General features: G+C 41.0%; 19 protein-coding genes. 4 read left to right on the forward strand and 15 right to left on the reverse strand.

Annotated features, from left to right (window positions below; genetic code table 11):
* Positions 1–48: 48 nt before the first annotated feature.
* The 10 genes from A7985_RS05385 to A7985_RS05430 form a co-directional block, all read right to left on the reverse strand.
* Entirely contained in the window at positions 49–333 is a 285-nt protein-coding gene (locus tag A7985_RS05385) for a putative phage tail assembly chaperone (protein WP_065789392.1), read from the reverse strand.
* Positions 323–949, reverse strand: coding sequence for a hypothetical protein (locus A7985_RS05390; RefSeq protein WP_065789393.1), 627 nt, complete (start codon positions 947–949; stop codon positions 323–325). Before A7985_RS05390 ends, A7985_RS05385 begins: the two co-directional genes overlap by 11 nt.
* Entirely contained in the window at positions 949–1,401 is a 453-nt protein-coding gene (locus A7985_RS05395) for a phage protein (RefSeq protein ID WP_065789394.1), read from the reverse strand. Before A7985_RS05395 ends, A7985_RS05390 begins: the two co-directional genes overlap by 1 nt.
* A 9-nt stretch (positions 1,402–1,410) precedes the next feature.
* Positions 1,411–2,511 (reverse strand): DUF2586 domain-containing protein, encoded by a 1,101-nt coding sequence (locus A7985_RS05400; protein WP_065789395.1) that lies wholly within the window; start codon positions 2,509–2,511, stop codon positions 1,411–1,413.
* A 17-nt stretch (positions 2,512–2,528) separates the two neighbouring features.
* Entirely contained in the window at positions 2,529–3,191 is a 663-nt protein-coding gene (locus A7985_RS05405; RefSeq protein WP_141685266.1) for a hypothetical protein, read from the reverse strand.
* A complete protein-coding gene (locus tag A7985_RS05410) occupies positions 3,184–3,657 on the reverse strand; it encodes a phage tail protein (protein WP_065789397.1) in 474 nt (157 codons plus the stop codon). The genes A7985_RS05405 and A7985_RS05410 overlap by 8 nt, the downstream gene beginning before the upstream one ends.
* Positions 3,654–4,091, reverse strand: a complete 438-nt coding sequence (locus A7985_RS05415; RefSeq protein ID WP_065789398.1) for a head completion/stabilization protein — start codon at positions 4,089–4,091, stop codon at positions 3,654–3,656. The genes A7985_RS05410 and A7985_RS05415 overlap by 4 nt, the downstream gene beginning before the upstream one ends.
* Positions 4,092–4,171: 80 nt before the next feature.
* Positions 4,172–4,870 carry a phage terminase small subunit gene (gene gpM / locus A7985_RS05420; protein WP_065789399.1) on the reverse strand — a complete coding sequence of 233 codons (699 nt, stop codon included), beginning with the start codon at positions 4,868–4,870 and terminating at the stop codon, positions 4,172–4,174.
* Between the two features lie 75 nt (positions 4,871–4,945).
* Positions 4,946–5,983, reverse strand: coding sequence for a phage major capsid protein, P2 family (locus tag A7985_RS05425; protein WP_065789400.1), 1,038 nt, complete (start codon positions 5,981–5,983; stop codon positions 4,946–4,948).
* 10 nt (positions 5,984–5,993) lie between these two features.
* A complete protein-coding gene (locus A7985_RS05430) occupies positions 5,994–6,893 on the reverse strand; it encodes a GPO family capsid scaffolding protein (protein ID WP_065789401.1) in 900 nt (299 codons plus the stop codon).
* 190 nt (positions 6,894–7,083) lie between these two features.
* Between A7985_RS05430 and A7985_RS05435 the strand changes: the two genes are divergently transcribed.
* Genes A7985_RS05435 through A7985_RS05445 form a run of 3 tightly spaced genes read left to right on the forward strand, consistent with a single transcriptional unit; the run spans position 7,084 to position 10,231 of the window.
* A complete protein-coding gene (locus A7985_RS05435) occupies positions 7,084–8,859 on the forward strand; it encodes a terminase large subunit domain-containing protein (RefSeq protein ID WP_065789402.1) in 1,776 nt (591 codons plus the stop codon).
* The gene (locus tag A7985_RS05440; protein WP_141685267.1) at positions 8,859–9,920 is read left to right on the forward strand and encodes a phage portal protein; all 1,062 of its coding nucleotides are present in this window, start codon (positions 8,859–8,861) and stop codon (positions 9,918–9,920) included. Before A7985_RS05435 ends, A7985_RS05440 begins: the two co-directional genes overlap by 1 nt.
* On the forward strand, positions 9,920–10,231 hold the full coding sequence (locus A7985_RS05445; RefSeq protein WP_065789403.1) for a hypothetical protein: 312 nt from the start codon (positions 9,920–9,922) through the stop codon (positions 10,229–10,231). Before A7985_RS05440 ends, A7985_RS05445 begins: the two co-directional genes overlap by 1 nt.
* A gap of 139 nt (positions 10,232–10,370) precedes the next feature.
* On the opposite strand, the gene A7985_RS05450 is transcribed toward A7985_RS05445, so the two are convergent.
* Entirely contained in the window at positions 10,371–11,024 is a 654-nt protein-coding gene (locus tag A7985_RS05450) for a hypothetical protein (protein WP_065789404.1), read from the reverse strand.
* 14 nt (positions 11,025–11,038) lie between these two features.
* Positions 11,039–11,275, reverse strand: coding sequence for a PapB/FocB family fimbrial expression transcriptional regulator (locus A7985_RS05455; protein ID WP_065789405.1), 237 nt, complete (start codon positions 11,273–11,275; stop codon positions 11,039–11,041).
* 346 nt (positions 11,276–11,621) lie between these two features.
* Between A7985_RS05455 and A7985_RS05460 the strand changes: the two genes are divergently transcribed.
* A complete protein-coding gene (locus A7985_RS05460) occupies positions 11,622–11,864 on the forward strand; it encodes an ogr/Delta-like zinc finger family protein (RefSeq protein ID WP_065789406.1) in 243 nt (80 codons plus the stop codon).
* Between the two features lie 41 nt (positions 11,865–11,905).
* Here A7985_RS05460 and A7985_RS05465 read toward each other — a convergent pair whose 3' ends face one another.
* Genes A7985_RS05465 through A7985_RS05475 form a run of 3 tightly spaced genes read right to left on the reverse strand, consistent with a single transcriptional unit; the run spans position 11,906 to position 16,134 of the window.
* Entirely contained in the window at positions 11,906–12,703 is a 798-nt protein-coding gene (locus A7985_RS05465) for a hypothetical protein (RefSeq protein WP_065789407.1), read from the reverse strand.
* A gap of 31 nt (positions 12,704–12,734) precedes the next feature.
* Complete coding sequence (locus A7985_RS05470) at positions 12,735–13,568, reverse strand: hypothetical protein (RefSeq protein ID WP_141685268.1); 834 nt, start codon at positions 13,566–13,568, stop codon at positions 12,735–12,737.
* Between the two features lie 13 nt (positions 13,569–13,581).
* A complete protein-coding gene (locus A7985_RS05475) occupies positions 13,582–16,134 on the reverse strand; it encodes a replication endonuclease (protein WP_065789409.1) in 2,553 nt (850 codons plus the stop codon).
* Position 16,135: the final 1 nt, after the last annotated feature.

The raw sequence follows: 16,135 nt of genomic DNA on the forward strand, positions 1-16,135 counted from the left end.
CAAAGTGTTTGGCGTGATATGCAAATAACTGGTCTAAGCGATTTTGCTTTATTCGCTTGGCTCGCTCTTCGATTTTTTTACTGAGAAGTTAAACTCTGGTGTGTAGTCTTCAATCACTGTGCCGACCATGTGCAACGCTGCACCTGGTTGCTGTAACAGTGCCTTGAGCTCTTTTTTCTGAGCATCATCAACCGTGGCTAATAAAAAGTTAGTTGCTGGTTGAATTTTATTGGTCGGTGTCGTGCTGTTTAGATATTTGTTGTAAGCCTGACCCGTAACATTAAACGTGAACTCTTGTTCATCGGTATCAATGACAATTTGCTTATTCTGCATTTTCCTTGCTCTCTTTAAGTTGGTTTTGTTCAAGTAGCGTATAGCTGAAGGTATTGCCATAACGCTCAGCTGATTGCTCACAAAGATTAATAAATTCGTCAAAGTCGTCTGGGTTCGCGAATACTTGGCAACCCGCGGACCACTTATCAACTTGCTTTGATTCGATGTGTGCACTCGCTCGATGGCAATTAATACCAAAGTAACCAAGTTGCAGCTCGGCCTGTGCTTCATCGGTTTCTAATTCGGCGTTTTTGTCGTTGTCACGAAGTACGATCACAGGTTTGTTTTGAACAAGTGCACGATATTTACCTTGGTGGTAGCCCAGTTTCCACAAGCCGCGATGTTGACCTGGCACCAATACCGCTGTGCCGTCAATGTTCATTGGGTGTTTACGCCAATAAAGGCCCGCATCAGTAGTCGCTTTAAACTGCTTAAGTTGCCACTCGCCGTTTTGCTGATACAGCACACAAATTAGGTCATTAAAGGTATTTGCTCGGGTATTTGCGGCACGAACACCAATAATGTTTAGGTTTAGTTCACCCTCAAACACTTTGTGTTTACTGAGTGCCATAGCACTGAGTAACACTTGCGAGCTAAGTTTGCCGAAGCCCCGCATCACAAATTTCTCACTTCATCAGCTGTGAGATAAGGCACCCCATTGATATACACAAAATCAGGGCTTGTTACTGGGCATTTAATAGAGAAAGTATTCTCTTCGCCCCCTTCGGCTTTAATGTTTAACAACTCCTCGAGTTGCGGCATACAGCCAAAAACTTCAACGTTTAAATCACCTACGGCAACGCTTGCAGTAAAGGCCACATCAAAGGGCTCAATGCCTTTCCAACTACCTGCCTGTTGCGCTTGGGCTTGCAGTAATAAGAAGTTTTCGTGATCAAGTTTTAACGTTACTTCTGCTTCGACTGGGCCATCAATCCAGCCCATAGGAATACCGCGCACTGTTTTAGGTTTTCGGCCATCGGTAATTTTTACATTGGCTTCCACAACGTGCACCATGGAGTTACCCATGAAACAGTCAAAGTCCTTTCCGCCTAATACTTTTCTAGTCATGGTCTGTCCTTACTCAACGTCGTCTAACATGATGTTTGCTAGAACTGTGTTTGGTGAGTCTATCGGTCTCACTTTAAGCATCACATGCAATGTTCGAGCATCCATAAACGTCAGGGTAATACTGTCGTCTTTTGGCGCATCAATCAGACCTGGGAATTTATCCGCACCAATATTTACAGATTTGCTCATATCACGTAGCGGCCTGCCCATAACACGCTTACCAAATTCAATGCCGCTTGTACTATTATTTAAGCGACGGTTTTTAATTTGCTGAATGGCAATAATGCGAACAGCTCGAGATGCTTTATCAAGAATACGACCTGTTTCAATGCGTTGAAAATCGCCCCCTTCAGCATCGAGCATATTGACGTCACCAAAATAGACACCATCAAAATCCGAGTAAAATTGCGTGCAGCTAAAGCGCAATGAATCTAATGTCAACGTTGTTGCATTTGTCAGCGGATTGCCTGAAGAATCTTCTGGTAGAGGCATAAGTGACATAGATCCTGTTAACACACGCATTGGTGAGTCAGCTATAGTCACTGAACGTTTACACAAACGCCCTAACACACCGCCCAGTTCATCACCAAAAAGTAAAGGCACAACGGCGACACGATTACCCACGACACCATCAATTAGGGGTTGTAATGCCGTCACTAATTCTGACCATGTTTGTGTACCGTCTAAACCAGGAGCAGCCACAAGTGTGCGAACATAACGCGCATATTTGTTTAAAATTTCGAGGTTCTTAGCCTGGTATGCTTCAACTTCTGCTTTCCCAGTAACCGGTGTACAAATAGCGATTACTTCGGGGCTAATGTCTTGCTCCATGGCTTTATCAATTAACTCTAAAATATTCTCGCCAGCACCATGAGAAATGGCATAACCGCTTACTAGATCATCACCATTGCGCTGCCATGCTTTAAGTTGGGTTTTTAATTGTGAATCAGCTTCACCAAACAGTGAATCAAAATCACTTTGTGCATTGATTGCTTGAATCACACCATTGTTTGCTGGCGCTTCACCAATCACTAATACCGTGCGCTCTACTTCTTTAATCGCACCGCTACCAGTTTGAACGGCGGCAACCGAAACTTTACCTTGTGCCATAACCTTTCCTTGTTAAATTAACTTTTCTGCTGTAAAAACATTTTTCGTTCTAGCTCAGCTATACGAATTTTGTTTTGCTCGCTCACTGTATTACCCAACAATTCACGAACTGGTCGTTTAATGTCCCATTCTTTCTTACGCTGTTTCTCTGCTGCTTTATTTCTTTCTTTGAGCAATCTAATAATTAAACCAGCTTGTCCAAATTTGAGCTTTCTCCTGATTGTTTTCTCACTCACTTCTTTGAAAGCTTTGTTACGCTTGTCCCACCTTTTGTAACCCAAATCAACCAAGCGTTCAGCTTGAGCTTGGGTTGCTCTTGATCTGTCGTCCGGCAAGTTTCTGTTTTTTAGATTCTTAACGGTAAACTTATCTTTTAATCCTTTGGCGTGAGCGTTGGCGATTGCTCCCCAACGGCCTTTTTTGTAACCGATTACAGAAGTCATTCCGCTTGTTTTTATATATGTGCGTTTCTTCTGGTTTATCTTTTTGAAAATTTTCCCATTCTTTGGATCTTCCCATTTTCTGCCATCTCGGTTTTTGCCTTCTTTGACCCGGTCTACTGATAAGTTACGGGACTTTCTCCCCATATCTCTCAATATGGCTCTGCGTTTTTTTTCTGGTAAAGAAAGTGCTTCAAGTTGAACTAATGCGTCACTTGTATCGAGCTTGATATTAAGCACGGCCAACTTCACCGGCTAAAGTGAACCTCTCTGCAATCCAAAGGCTTTGTTCGCCAAAGTCGTAACTTTTTCCGCCAAGTTCAAAAGGGCCATTGGCAACTTCTACAAGTTCTAACTCTTCCTCAAAAGTACCGATTACAATTTCAATTTCATTTGAGTTGTCGTCGTTAATTGAGCAATTAAACTCCGCACTTTCGGAATCATCACCTTCTGCGTTGTTTTGAAGCCAAAAACTCACATAGGCACTCACTAACTCAACTGGCGCATAACAAGGATCAATTGAAATGATTGAAGAGTAATAAAGCCTTGCTGCTAGTAAACCATTGCCGTTTATTTGCTTACTCGCTGGGGTAATAACTCCCTCTTCCATGTGCGCTTCAAATTGTTCGGGTAACGCCAGCTTATGCCCTTTGTAGTTAGCATCAATTAAGAATCGCTTTAACCTATCTAACTTACTCATGCTCATATCAATTCCGCCGACAAACTTGGGCTTAGCGCTCGAAGTAAGTTGATTTGATTGCGATATTCATCGTGCCAAAACTCAAAATTATCTGACGCTAGCTCATTTTGTGCATTGGCTCTGTCTCGATGCGTAGTGCTTAGCTTTGACTTCAAGCTTTTGGATTTAGCTAAGGCATAAACCGCTGTTCTGTAGAACAGAATTTGTTGCTCATTGAGCGGTGTACCATTAGTTAAAACAGCTTCTTTTAGTTCGTTGTTAACTTCGGCCTGTGACTCTTTGAGAATGCTAACCAACGTTTTTTCATCGTTCGCAAATTCAGAGGGGATCGCATAGCGCTTAATAAAGAATGCCGTTTCCAAATCTGGATAATATCCATTGCCAGATACCACAATGTTTTGCTGTTGCTGATCAGCCACTGGCATGTTTGATAAATTCATATTGCCCTCCTTTATTAGTGTGAGCGCCACTTAGTCTTAAGCAGCTATTCGTATTCCGTTAACTGGTTAAGCTAAGTTGCTCACTGGCGTTGGAGCTTTTTCTGTAATTTTGCGACCAAAGTTTTTACTCCGGCATCCTTATTTATTTCCTGTGCTTGCTCTCCAAATAACACTGCATTACCAGTGTTATCTCTGGCGACCTCCAGCTTGCAAGCTATTGCATATAATTTACCGCCTGCGATTTCTTGTCCTGCCCAGTCCTGGCGGCGCAATAGGTGGATCACCTGGTACAGGCAAAATGCCATGTCTTTGTATCCATCACTTTTATTGTTTTGTAGGTGCCAGTTCACTTCGTCATACAGCTGATCTACCAAAAAAGTTGGCCAGTGCTTAGTGTTAAAACGTGTGGGCAGCGGTTGTTGTTGCTCGATTAACAGCGGCAATAATTCGATTGCCTGCGTCCAACGCTTCAAGTCAACCAACCAGATAAACACCCATGAAAGTACGATGTTTGGATGGTTACCACCGCTCAGCCGATACTGGTTTATGTAACCTAGATAGTCATTGCGTTCCAAGGCCGTCGATTTGTAATCCGCTTTGTCTGCAATATCAGTGAATGTTTTTAGCTGAGCCAAGTCAGAACTTATTGCCGCTTTAAAAAACGCGTACTCAGTTTGCTTTTCATTGCTGCGTTTCACCTTGCTTGGTGCCTGCGCATCCACTGCGCTTTTAGGTACTTCGCCTTTTGATTTGGCTAATGCTTGCTTAACTAGGCTCATTTAAAAACACTCTCTATAAGTTGCTGCTTGAACGACTGAATCAAGCAGCGTTCGTTCTATTCTCAAAGAAGGAATCTAAGACCAAGTACCGTCTTCTGCTTTATGAGTTTTTACCGAGTCAGATTCGATATAAACCGCTTTCTCAAGGTCTTCTACGTAATAACAAGCGTTACGTGACTCGTAGTCTTCAACGCGTTTTTTCTTGGCATTGTTCTCAATGCTCATTCGTGTAGAGCCCGACTGTATGTAATGGCTTAAATTGTCAAAACTGGTCACCAAAATGCCACGTGATGGGAAGAAGGACACCTGAAAGCTAGGTAAACCACCATAAGTGTTGATCACCTGTGCCATTTCCACTTTTGTTTTTTCACTGGGCGTATGTGCATTTTTGGCGTAATGCTTACCTTTGTCTTGGGCAATCAATTCATCACCAATAATGGCAACTAAACCAACACGCTTGTGCAATGGGATACCTTGAATTAAGTCATGTACCGCACAATCAAGGTTTTCGTAATCGCCACCTTCACCAATACGGATTTCTCCCGTCACTGCGCCTTCTTTAATTACACGCTCGGGCGCATCGCGGCGAAGAAGTTGCAACCAACCAATATTAACGTCTTGCATCATTGGGTATTTTGCTAAATCAGTTATTGGCTCTGCTTTGATGCCGTGCCAACCAATCTTGATAATATCGAGGGCTTTTTGCTGACGAACATGATTGCGATAACGGTTATGAAAGTCTGGAAACTTTGACCAGGCATCCATCTTTGCCCACGATAAATGGACATCGATTTCTTCTTCGTAACAGCGATATTCACGCTTACTTAAGCCAGACACGTCTTTAGTTTGACGTTCATTATTGCCATCTTCATCTACACCAGCGCGGCCAGTTACACCCGAGCCCGCTGACATAAATACCGACTGACCAACTAAATCATCAACTAGTGCATGGTTAATACGGGTTAAAAACTCAGCAGATTCATAAACCTTATCGTAAAGCTTTTGTTCAATAGTAGGCTCTACTGCAAAGTTTTCAGATACACTTGCTACGCCGTAATTGGTTGCAAGTCCCGCACATATGGCGGTAAATATTTGAGTTGTTTTAGTGCGCATCGCTGTTTCCTTACAGTAAGTTGCTGTACTTGCCTTCATCACCTGTCGGCTCATCATCGGCATCAGTTGTGTCGTCGGCTTCTTCAGTTGAAAGTTCATCAAATTTGTCTTGAAGCTGATTAAACTTCTCGTCCGTTTTATTGAGCTTTTCACTTATTTGGGTGAGCTGCTCCGTCAGCTCTTTGTTTTGGGTTCCACCCTGACCTTCTTCCTGTTGGTCTTCAGCTTCCTGCTGATTTTGTTTATTGAATTCAGCTAATGAAGTATTAAGCTGAGTAAATGAAGGGTTTAAAGCGTCAGCGACTGCTTTTCCAATATCTGCTTTATCTTGATCTGTTAGTGGCATGGTAGCTTCCTTGTTGAATATATTTTTAAAAAATGGCTTTTTTGATGGCTTTTCAATTTCGCTATACAAGCCAAGGTCAGCACGAAGAAACGAAACATCCTTGTTCTCTATGCCACTCTCTTTGCTAAATTTTGCTCTTGATGTATAAGCACTAGCCGGGTAATCAGTAACAGCTAACCCTGTTAAGTAAGTTTTACCTGTGTCCCTAAAATTACGGTCGATTTCAATTGAGAAGTAAACATGCTGGTCGGCTTGATTTAACAATACGAAACTGGCGTTTGGCGCAAGTACAGCTTTTAGTACTTGGACTCCGTCTTCATTTTTTTCAGTAGTGACCGATATCACATCACCAAGCATCCCTCCATTAAGTTTTACTGATGAAAGGGCTTCTGCTTTCCAACCAGACCAATCCGCATAATGGTCAATGTTTATGCGTGCACCATACATATTAGGGTTATACGTTTCGACAATATCATTAACGTCTTGCTCCTCAATTTCTCTACCATCAACCGTTAAACCAACAGCGGCGATAGTAAGGGGTATTGTGCGTAATTGACCTGACATGTTTTACTCGTTTTAATAATTCGTTCCTTCAACTTGATTGCAGTTTGCACCTGATTTTTAAGATTTTCTAACTGTTTAATTCCTAGAAATTCCTATATTTGCGTTTTAGGAATAACTAGGAATTGAAGTTACAGAATTGAAGCTTTTTAGCCCTTAAACTCACTTTCATGGATTGATTTAGGGGCGCAGGATGCAGCCAAAGTACGGGCCAGAAATACGCAAACAAGCACAAGACTTGTATGTGGTTAATAGCTACACGTTTGATGAAATAGCAGAGCTGCCAAATATGCCAAGCGCACGAAGTATTCGACGCTGGGCTGATGACGGCAAATGGGCTGACATGTGTCCAAGCTACAATGCCGAGATGGCATTCAGCCGCCGCATTAATGTGCTTACCGACAAACCAGAGAAAACAGACGCCGATTATAAAGAATTAGCGTTTTGTACTCGCCAGCTTTGCGCCCTTAACGAAAGTAAACATGCCGCTACCTCCCGACAAAAAGCGACTAATGATGCTCAACCAGTTAACAATGGCACCCATAGTGGCCGCAGTAAAAAGAAGAAGAACAAAAAAAATGACTGTTCAGCAATTACAGTTGAAATGCTGGACGAACTTAAAGACAAGTTGCTTTATCCGCATCAAAAACATTGGTTCGATAACCAGTTTCACCGAAGCCGTTTTATATTAAAACCGCGCCAGATTGGTGCCACATTCTATTTTGCATTTGAAGCGTTCTACGATGCAGTGGTAAATGGCCGAAATAAGATTTTTATTTCTGCATCGCGTGACCAAGCGGAAGTATTCAAAGCCAATATTATCGCACTGGTGCGTGAACACTTTGATATTGAGCTAACGGGTTCACCTATGGTGTTAAACCTGAACGGCGGTAAAACAGTAAAACTTATTTTTAAATCTACCAATGCCCGAACAGCCCAATCAGAAAGCGGCGACTTATACATAGACGAAGTATTTTGGATCCCTAAGTACAAATCGCTACGTGGCCTTGCACAGGCAATGGCGACACATGAACAATACCGAGTCACCTACTTCAGTACTCCCAGTGTTACCAGTCATGAAGCGTATGACCATTGGAATGGCAAGTGGTATCGACATACTAAAGCCTGTAACGATGATGAATTTGCGATTGATTGCAGCCACAAAGCACTCAAAGAAGGTCGCTTATGTGAAGATGGTATTTGGCGGCAAATGCTCAATGTACATGATGTTGTAAACTCGGGCTTTGACCGTATCAACATCAGCATACTTGAAAATGAATATTCACAAGACGAATTCGATAACTTATTTATGTGTAAGTTTATCGACGATGCTCATTCTGCTTTCAACTTAAAACAACTTATGGCCTGTGTGGGCGACTCGAATGAATGGGATGACTTCGAGGAAGGGTTTGAACGCCCGTTTGGTTTAAAACCTGTGGCGATTGGCTTTGATCCTGCTCGATTTGGCGACAAAGCATGTGTTGCCGTATTAAGTTTACCTATGCAACCAGGCGAAAAATTTAGACTACTAGAAACACTCGACTTAAGTGGCAATGATTTTGAGGCCATGGCACGCGAAATCGAAGAACTCACGCATAAATATAACGTGCAGCATATTGGAATTGATACAACAGGTATGGGTTATGGTGTGTGGGAACTGATAACCGCATTTTTCCCTAATGCTGAACCAATTCATTACAACCCAATTATTAAAAACCAAATGGTCATTAAGGCCTTAAATGTTATTAAAAACCGCCGCTTTGAATACGACAAAGACGCAGTAAATATTGCCAGCTCATTTATAAACATTCGTCGTAAAGTAGTTGGCGACCAAATCACATACGCAACTAATCGAACCGAGACAACGGGCCATGCTGACATTGCTTGGGCAATAATGCATGCCATGAAATTTGAACCTCTTGACGGCAACATGATGGGCCGCCAAACATCAGTAGGAATTGCAGCATAATGAACAAGCCAAGGATGAAAGGCGTTAAATCTGGCAGCGCACCAAACTATACAGGTATGAGTGACGTGTTTAGTTTTGGTGATCCGGAGCCAGTTTTAGATAATCGGCTCACAGACTACACGGGCATATTTTCTGATATGAATGGCATATATGAGCCGCCTATCAGTTTATTGGGTTTAGTTAAATTACTTAGGGTGAATGCGCAGCATGGGCCAATACTTGGCTTTAAACGCAACATGATCCTGAAATGGTTTAAACCAAACTCTGTGATCAGTAACGACGCATTTAAAAAGTTTGCCTATGACTACCTATGGTCTGGTAATGCCTATCTTCAAATCATCAAAAATAAGTTTGGGCAAATAATCAGACTCAAGCACCTACCCGCTTTGAACATGCGTTACACAACCGAGCGTAGTGTTTATGCGCAATTAACTAACCGTACTATCGAGCCAATTAAATTCAATGCTGGAGAAGTGATTCATATAAAAGAGTATGACCCAGCCCAAGGTATTTATGGCATACCCGAATATTACGGCGGTATTCAAAGTGCTTTGCTTAATGAAGATGCGACGCTATTTAGGCGCCGCTATTACAAGAACGGCGCACACATGGGCTTTATCTTTAGCATGGCCGACCCAAATTTAAGTGCTGAAGATGAAACCAAACTAAAAAATGCAATCAAAGACAGCAAAGGCGTGGGTAACTTTAGAAGTTTATTTTTCAACTTTCGCAGCAATAAAGCCGACGCTGAAAAGTCGATTAAGATCACACCTGTTGGAGATATCTCTACCAAAGACGAATTCGAGCGCATCAAGAAAATTACTCTCAACGACATGTTGAGTATGCACCGAGCGCAAGAAGCATTGAGCGGCCAAAGCTCTGGCGATTCACCAGGCTTTGGTGATTTAGACAAAATTACCCGTGCATATTACAACAACGAAGTAGTACCGCTCCAACAAACTATGTCTAGCATTAACCGCTATTTGCCAGCCAAACTACACATTGATTTTGCAATACCCGAATACTCTGATTTATACCCGACAAGCAAGGATGCCGAATAATGGACTTTATAAACCTTAAACAAATTGTGCAGTTTGTTGTTATCAGCATGGCCGCAGCTGCCATTCAACTTTACTTATCGCCACACGCGTTTACTTTTGGCCGTTACTTTTTTAACGCGCTCATGGCATTACTTGCTGCTTATTTGGTATCTAGCTTTTGTGATTTTTGGCAAGTAGCCGAAAGCGCCCGACCAGGCTTTATTGGTGTGGGTGCATATCTGGCGCCTCATTTGTTTAATGGTCTGAATAACTTCGGTCACAAGTTTAGTAAAGATCCGATGAATATCATTAACAAGCTAAGGGATAAGTAATACAAACCAATAATATTGACCATTGAAACACGAATATAATGCTTTAGTTAAATACAACTGACAGCCTATTTTCACAAATTAGTGCTTAAAATTAGAAATTAGGCTTCCCATTGAAAAACCAACGCATAAACCATCAACTTTACTTCAGATCATTTACGAAATCATCAACCTCTTTTCTCGCATTAAGTAAAGGCTTTCCAGATAAAATTGTATGCTTTCTTAATGCACTCAAACGATTTGATGCTAATATATTCCACTTAATAGCCTCATCTCTTAAACGGTTGCACCAGTATGTGTTTTCAATAGTTCTTTCTACTAAATTATCACAAAATAAGTGTTTTTGTTTAATTTTAATACTCCAGATTTCAAAAGAGTACCTAGCGAAAACACCCAGCTCATGAAGTTCGACAAATACACTACTATTACTGCTAGGGATTCTAATCTTATACTTAGACTGATTTATTACGAGTTTAGCCAACTTATCCAAGTTATGGCCACATTTTCTTGCTTTCTTATATGCTTCTTTTGCACTAACCTCATCATTACTAGTTGTAATTAGTAATGATTTCAGAGAACACTCAATTGACATTAATAAATCAACAACCATTTTGGAACGATAATTTGTATTTCCTAGATAATCAGAAGATAACGCAATATCATAACGCTTTATAAAAATGTTACCATCAACATAAAAGTTACTGGCTATCATATATTTTACATATTTTTTTCGACATGGTTTTTTTACAGCACCTAAACTATCCTTGAGTCTTTTTATTAAAGCTTCCTCTACCATTTTTAATCAACACCTTATTTATCAAGTTCCTTAATTCTTTCTACCAATTCAGCTTTAACCTCGAGCCTTCTCAAAGCTGCCGACAAGTTGGGTTGCTCAATGCCATTGATTACCGCCGCTGTCTTTTTATCCAAACCACGCACTAAGTAATCCCTCAAAGCCTCAATAATGTTGTCACTGCTAATCCGAGTCAATGATAAAAGCAGTTCGAACCGCTCTGGGCTTTGCATTCCTTTAAATAAGTATTTCATAAAATAGTTATGAGTTAAGTCATAATAATTTTAATATAAATGGGTTTTCGTTGTATTTCCAATATTTTGGATCCTTTCTTGTCATTCATGTGTCAAAACATGTCACAAGTTTGACATTCTGATCCTTTCCTAAATGCTGGCAGATCCATAGGTATAAAGGTTGCCACATAATCTCGGTGTCACAGGCGATGTCAAAGCCGTCAATTTTTTGTGCGAAAGCGGAAGGCGAGGAGGAGTGAATTTTTCGCCCTTTTGGTCTCATGCAGGCGTTCTGGCGGTGATATTTGCGCCACGGAATTAACTGTATATAATCACAGTATTAAGATTGAGATTTGAAGGTGTAACAATGCGAGTGACTTGCCCAAACTGCGGAAGCAAAGCAGTAATAACATCGAGGGAGAATGTGGCGGATAACGTATCTGAATTGTACTGCTCGTGTTCAAACACTAAAGAGTGTGGTGCGACATTTGTTGCAAGTCTTGCATTCAAACACTATTTGAATCCACCAAGGGGAGATGTGGCAAGATTGGCTGCGGGGGTTTTGAAGAATTTACCGAAGCCAATGCAAATTGACCTGCTAAAAGAATAAACTTCAATTGATATCTATTTAATTAAATTTTAGAACTCTAATTAACTCACTTTAGTTAAACTCTCAACACTTTCATCAAAGCGAGCAAGATACTCTCTAAAACCAATCAACTCGAATGCAGAGCCATAAATGTATATAGCGTCATCTTTAAGAGCAAACTGAGCCGCTGCTTCTAAGCTTTCATAGTAAGATAATTTATCAATTGGTTTTATACCAAAGTTACCCAGTAGTAAGTCTTTCCCTTGATATTTGTACAATAGATTAATTACTATTTGTAAATCGACTACAACCTTCTCAATCATGGATTTACACTCCACCTTTAATCTATTATTTTTATTTGAATTATAACTATTTTTAACGTTAACTCTATCTAATAACGATAATGACTTTTCAAATTGTGTACTTATATTATTCTTTAATTCCTCAACTTTCAGCACTGCATCTGCCATTTCTTTTGGAGTAAGTTCAATTTCTTTCTTATCATATATATACAAAGTAACGGCAGTCCACATTGAACCTTCTAGATCAAACTTCAACTTCCTCAGCTCAGAAACAGGCCCGGTTACAAGCTCAGTTTTTTCTTCAATTGCACGATCACGAACATAAAACATATACTGATAAAAAGCTAAGACAGCGGCAACAAATGTGATTATTCCACCAAGAGCACTTCCCCACGCCCCTAATCTATTTGCAAGTTCCTGTTTAACTAGGAAAACTGTAAATGTTGACGCAAAAATTAATGATAAAAAAAGAATAACCAACCAAACTTGCCAAAAGGGATATCTATCATCAAATTCATATAACCAATCATCTAAACTTTTAAATAACTCACTTACCATTATTTTTAACCTATATTTTTGTTGTATTAAGCTAATCTAAAATTGACTTAAAGTCGCTTGCAATGTTCTTTAGCTGAAAGGGGTTTCTTACACTGTTCCGCGCTAGTGTCTTTCTACAAGCGCTATAAACCGGGCGCATAAATTCTTGGGTTTTATTTTCTAGTAAATGTGCCTTAGCATTTGACATAAAACGCTTAGACGGGAAAATACCTAGATAAGATTCGTAACTATCAGTATCAACTTCTCGGCTAATATAATCTACCATTGAATATTCGAGAGCTTGACTTGCGTTATATAAATCAAATGCAGCAGCGCGAGATCTTAAGATAGACTTTTTGTGTTTTTCAATTTCAATACTAAGTTCAGTATAAGTGAACGAAAGCCGGTCCAATTGCTGAATAGCATCATCTGACATTTTCTGGTATTCGATCATTCCACTATTTGATTCTTCAATAACCCTGTTCGCATTACCTAAGAGATTCTCATTTACTTTGTAGTCAGACTTGGCTGCTTGTTCAATTATCAACTCTATTAGAATGACAACATTGACAAAGTTTAGAGATATGTGAGCTTCAAACTGCTCAGATATGCCGAGTAAATGCTCCGTATAAATCCTATGTATATCCGCCCTCATTTCTTTTTCTATAGGCTTTTGGGCAAGGCGGTTAGCCTGAATTCCAAATAGTATTGTGACCACGATTGCAAAAAATGTTAGTACAAAACTCATCCAGCTTGCTGACGCAGACCATTTATCGATAATACTGACATGCTGGCTGAGAATAGACGCAACCCCAAAAAACAGTAAAATAAGCGAAAAAGATAGAATTATCCAAAATGCTTTAAGATTTATAATCGTTTTTTGCACCAAATTTTGACTCCTAAGCCATCATCCCTATCTCCCACCAATCATTATCGCTAATCGCGCTTGCCTCGCCTTCAACAGCGAGTTGAGCAAGTTCAAGATCACCAATCAGGTCTAAGCCCTTTCCGAGCTTTCGGTCATGGCCGTATATGGTGTTGGATGGAATTGTTCGTTCTTCTAATTGAGCATAGGTAAAGGCGAGGTCTACAATCTCCCTAGCTTTTTGCCAATGCACGTCTTGTGCTTCTAGCGTCGTTACCCGCTCCATGTCGTTTAACTCTATACGTTTGAAAGAGTTAAGCTTGTTGCCGACAATATAATACACTCGACGACCCGCGACAACGTGGCCAGTTCGTTTTATCTGGTCAATTTGATCTTCATTAAGCACATCCCAATCAGCAATTGCCGACTCTTGGGCTTCATATCGCTGCTGCTCCGCCTCTTTTTGGGCGAGTGAATGCGCTACATGCTTGATGTAGTCTTGTTTAAGTGAGTTAATCTGGGCTTTTTTATCCAATATGAGCAATTGCCCTCCCCTTATTAGGTAAATAAAGCCGTTTCTCATGATCCTTTTTCCTGCTACGAGATCTTTTTTAATGTCTCTGATCTCATTTTCGCTGCAACCTTGCATATCTAGCACTAACTCGTCGCTATGCCCTGTCGTGCAAGGCGTACAGTTATTCCCACTAGTCCAAGAATAGTCGGCTGAGCCGACGGGGGTGCTGTCTGCACGCGCGTTTTTCTCTGCGGTACCTTTGAGTTGTCTGGTCCATTCAACCAACCTAGTGACGATAGAGCTGTCACTAGCGGCATGCAAAACCCCCTTTATACGCTGAACAACTTCACCGTAGTCGTTGCCAAACTCAGTGTACTCATACAGCGGTTTGAAATTAGCATCTTTACCTACAGACATGCCGCCTTGCAGTTTTACGTAATCCTTCCAGTGCCCCTCGTTTGCTGCATACCTAATAGGCTCAATATTCTGGTCATCACATTCATTGCGTAACCGGCGCAATTCACGATAAACAGTAACGCTTGGTGAACCTAAAAATTGAAATTGACGAATACCCCAAACACTCGCCCAGGCTCTGACTGGGTTGATATTGTTCTTTTTAACTTTGCCCTTTTCATCAAATTCAGCAAAACCTTCCTCTGTTTCAGCGTCTTGATGATCGAGTAACATATATCCATCAATGTTTTTTGAAATGTACTTAGCTATATAACTGGCGGCACTACCTTTACTTTTATCAATCAATACAGCTTCAAATCGCGGGTTAAACGTTTTATAGAATTTGCTAGGCTCCTTTGCCTTTTTACCTTGCGTTTTCTTTAAGCCCCACTCTTTACGCTTTTGTTTGTATAGCTTGAATTGACGGGGCCTGTCTGCCCGTCTCTCATATAATTCTTGCTTGTTTTCTTGGATAAAGTACCAGCGCAAAATGGCGATAATTTCTTGCATCTTCTTTTTGGGCATAAAAAGCATCATATGCCAATGCGGAGTGCCATCAGCGTGAGGTTCCGCCACTCGCACACCAAAGTAATCAAGCCCTCGCCTGTTTAGCTTTGAGCGAGCACGAGACCATGTTCTATTTAAGTAAGCTTGTGCGTCTTTGGGGGTGGTTCCTGCCCACTTTTGGCTATTTGCGTGATAACGCGATGGTGCGGTAAGGGTAAGAAACACGCCAACATAACCCATTTCGTCGGCCAGTTCCTCCGTTTCACGAATCCTAAGCATCAATTCATTGCGACGGTTTTTAGGGTTTGCCATACCCGACTTAACAGCTTCAACTAAATCAATTACAGTGCCGTCGGAGCCTTCTAGCTCCATTAGTTTTAAAAACTCCAATCCAGACTTTTCTGATTGACTGTATTCTTGTTGAGCTAATTTGCTCGAGTAAGGAGAAATGCCTTTGCGGGAGTTCTTTTTGGTCCTCGGGTTATAAAACAAGTCCTTTCCGACCTGACCCGTTGAGATTTCCAAAAGCTCTAAATACTGGCGGCGTACAAGCTTTAATTTTCGCGCCCACCACTTGTCACACTTTAATTTAAGCAATGTCGACTGCAACAGCACATCTGGTAATTTTGAATACTTTGTATTTGAAAATGGCACTCTAACGCCGAATGGCTTAGCGAATGTCTTTAAAGCTATATGCGTCTCTATTAATAACTCTCTATATGAGAGTTCGGTATTGCTATCAGCAAGATCAATCATCAGTCGCATAGCTTCAGTTGCAACAAGCCTTGAGTGGTCCTTCGTCTTTTCAACACTGCTCAAAATATGCCAAGGGAAAGGCATACTTTGAGCAATCCTGAACAACACGCCAAAGCGAGGTTTTAAACGCTTGATAGTGCGGCGCATCCATTCATTAGCTTTGTATTTGCTACCTGCTTTTTTACCGTTATAGCGGTCAATGTATTTACGGGCCATACGGCCCTGCAATGGGATAGGTAATGTGGAGAGTCCGCGAGCTAAGTAGTTGTAATCGTCGATATCGGTAATCGACGCTAATACACCTTTTGCTAGCCCGCTTAAATTAAGTGTATCAACGTCAATAGGCCGAACAGTCATA

Origin of the sequence: Pseudoalteromonas luteoviolacea (assembly GCF_001696455.1) — a bacterium.
In the GTDB taxonomy this organism is placed as follows: domain Bacteria; phylum Pseudomonadota; class Gammaproteobacteria; order Enterobacterales; family Alteromonadaceae; genus Pseudoalteromonas; species Pseudoalteromonas luteoviolacea_C.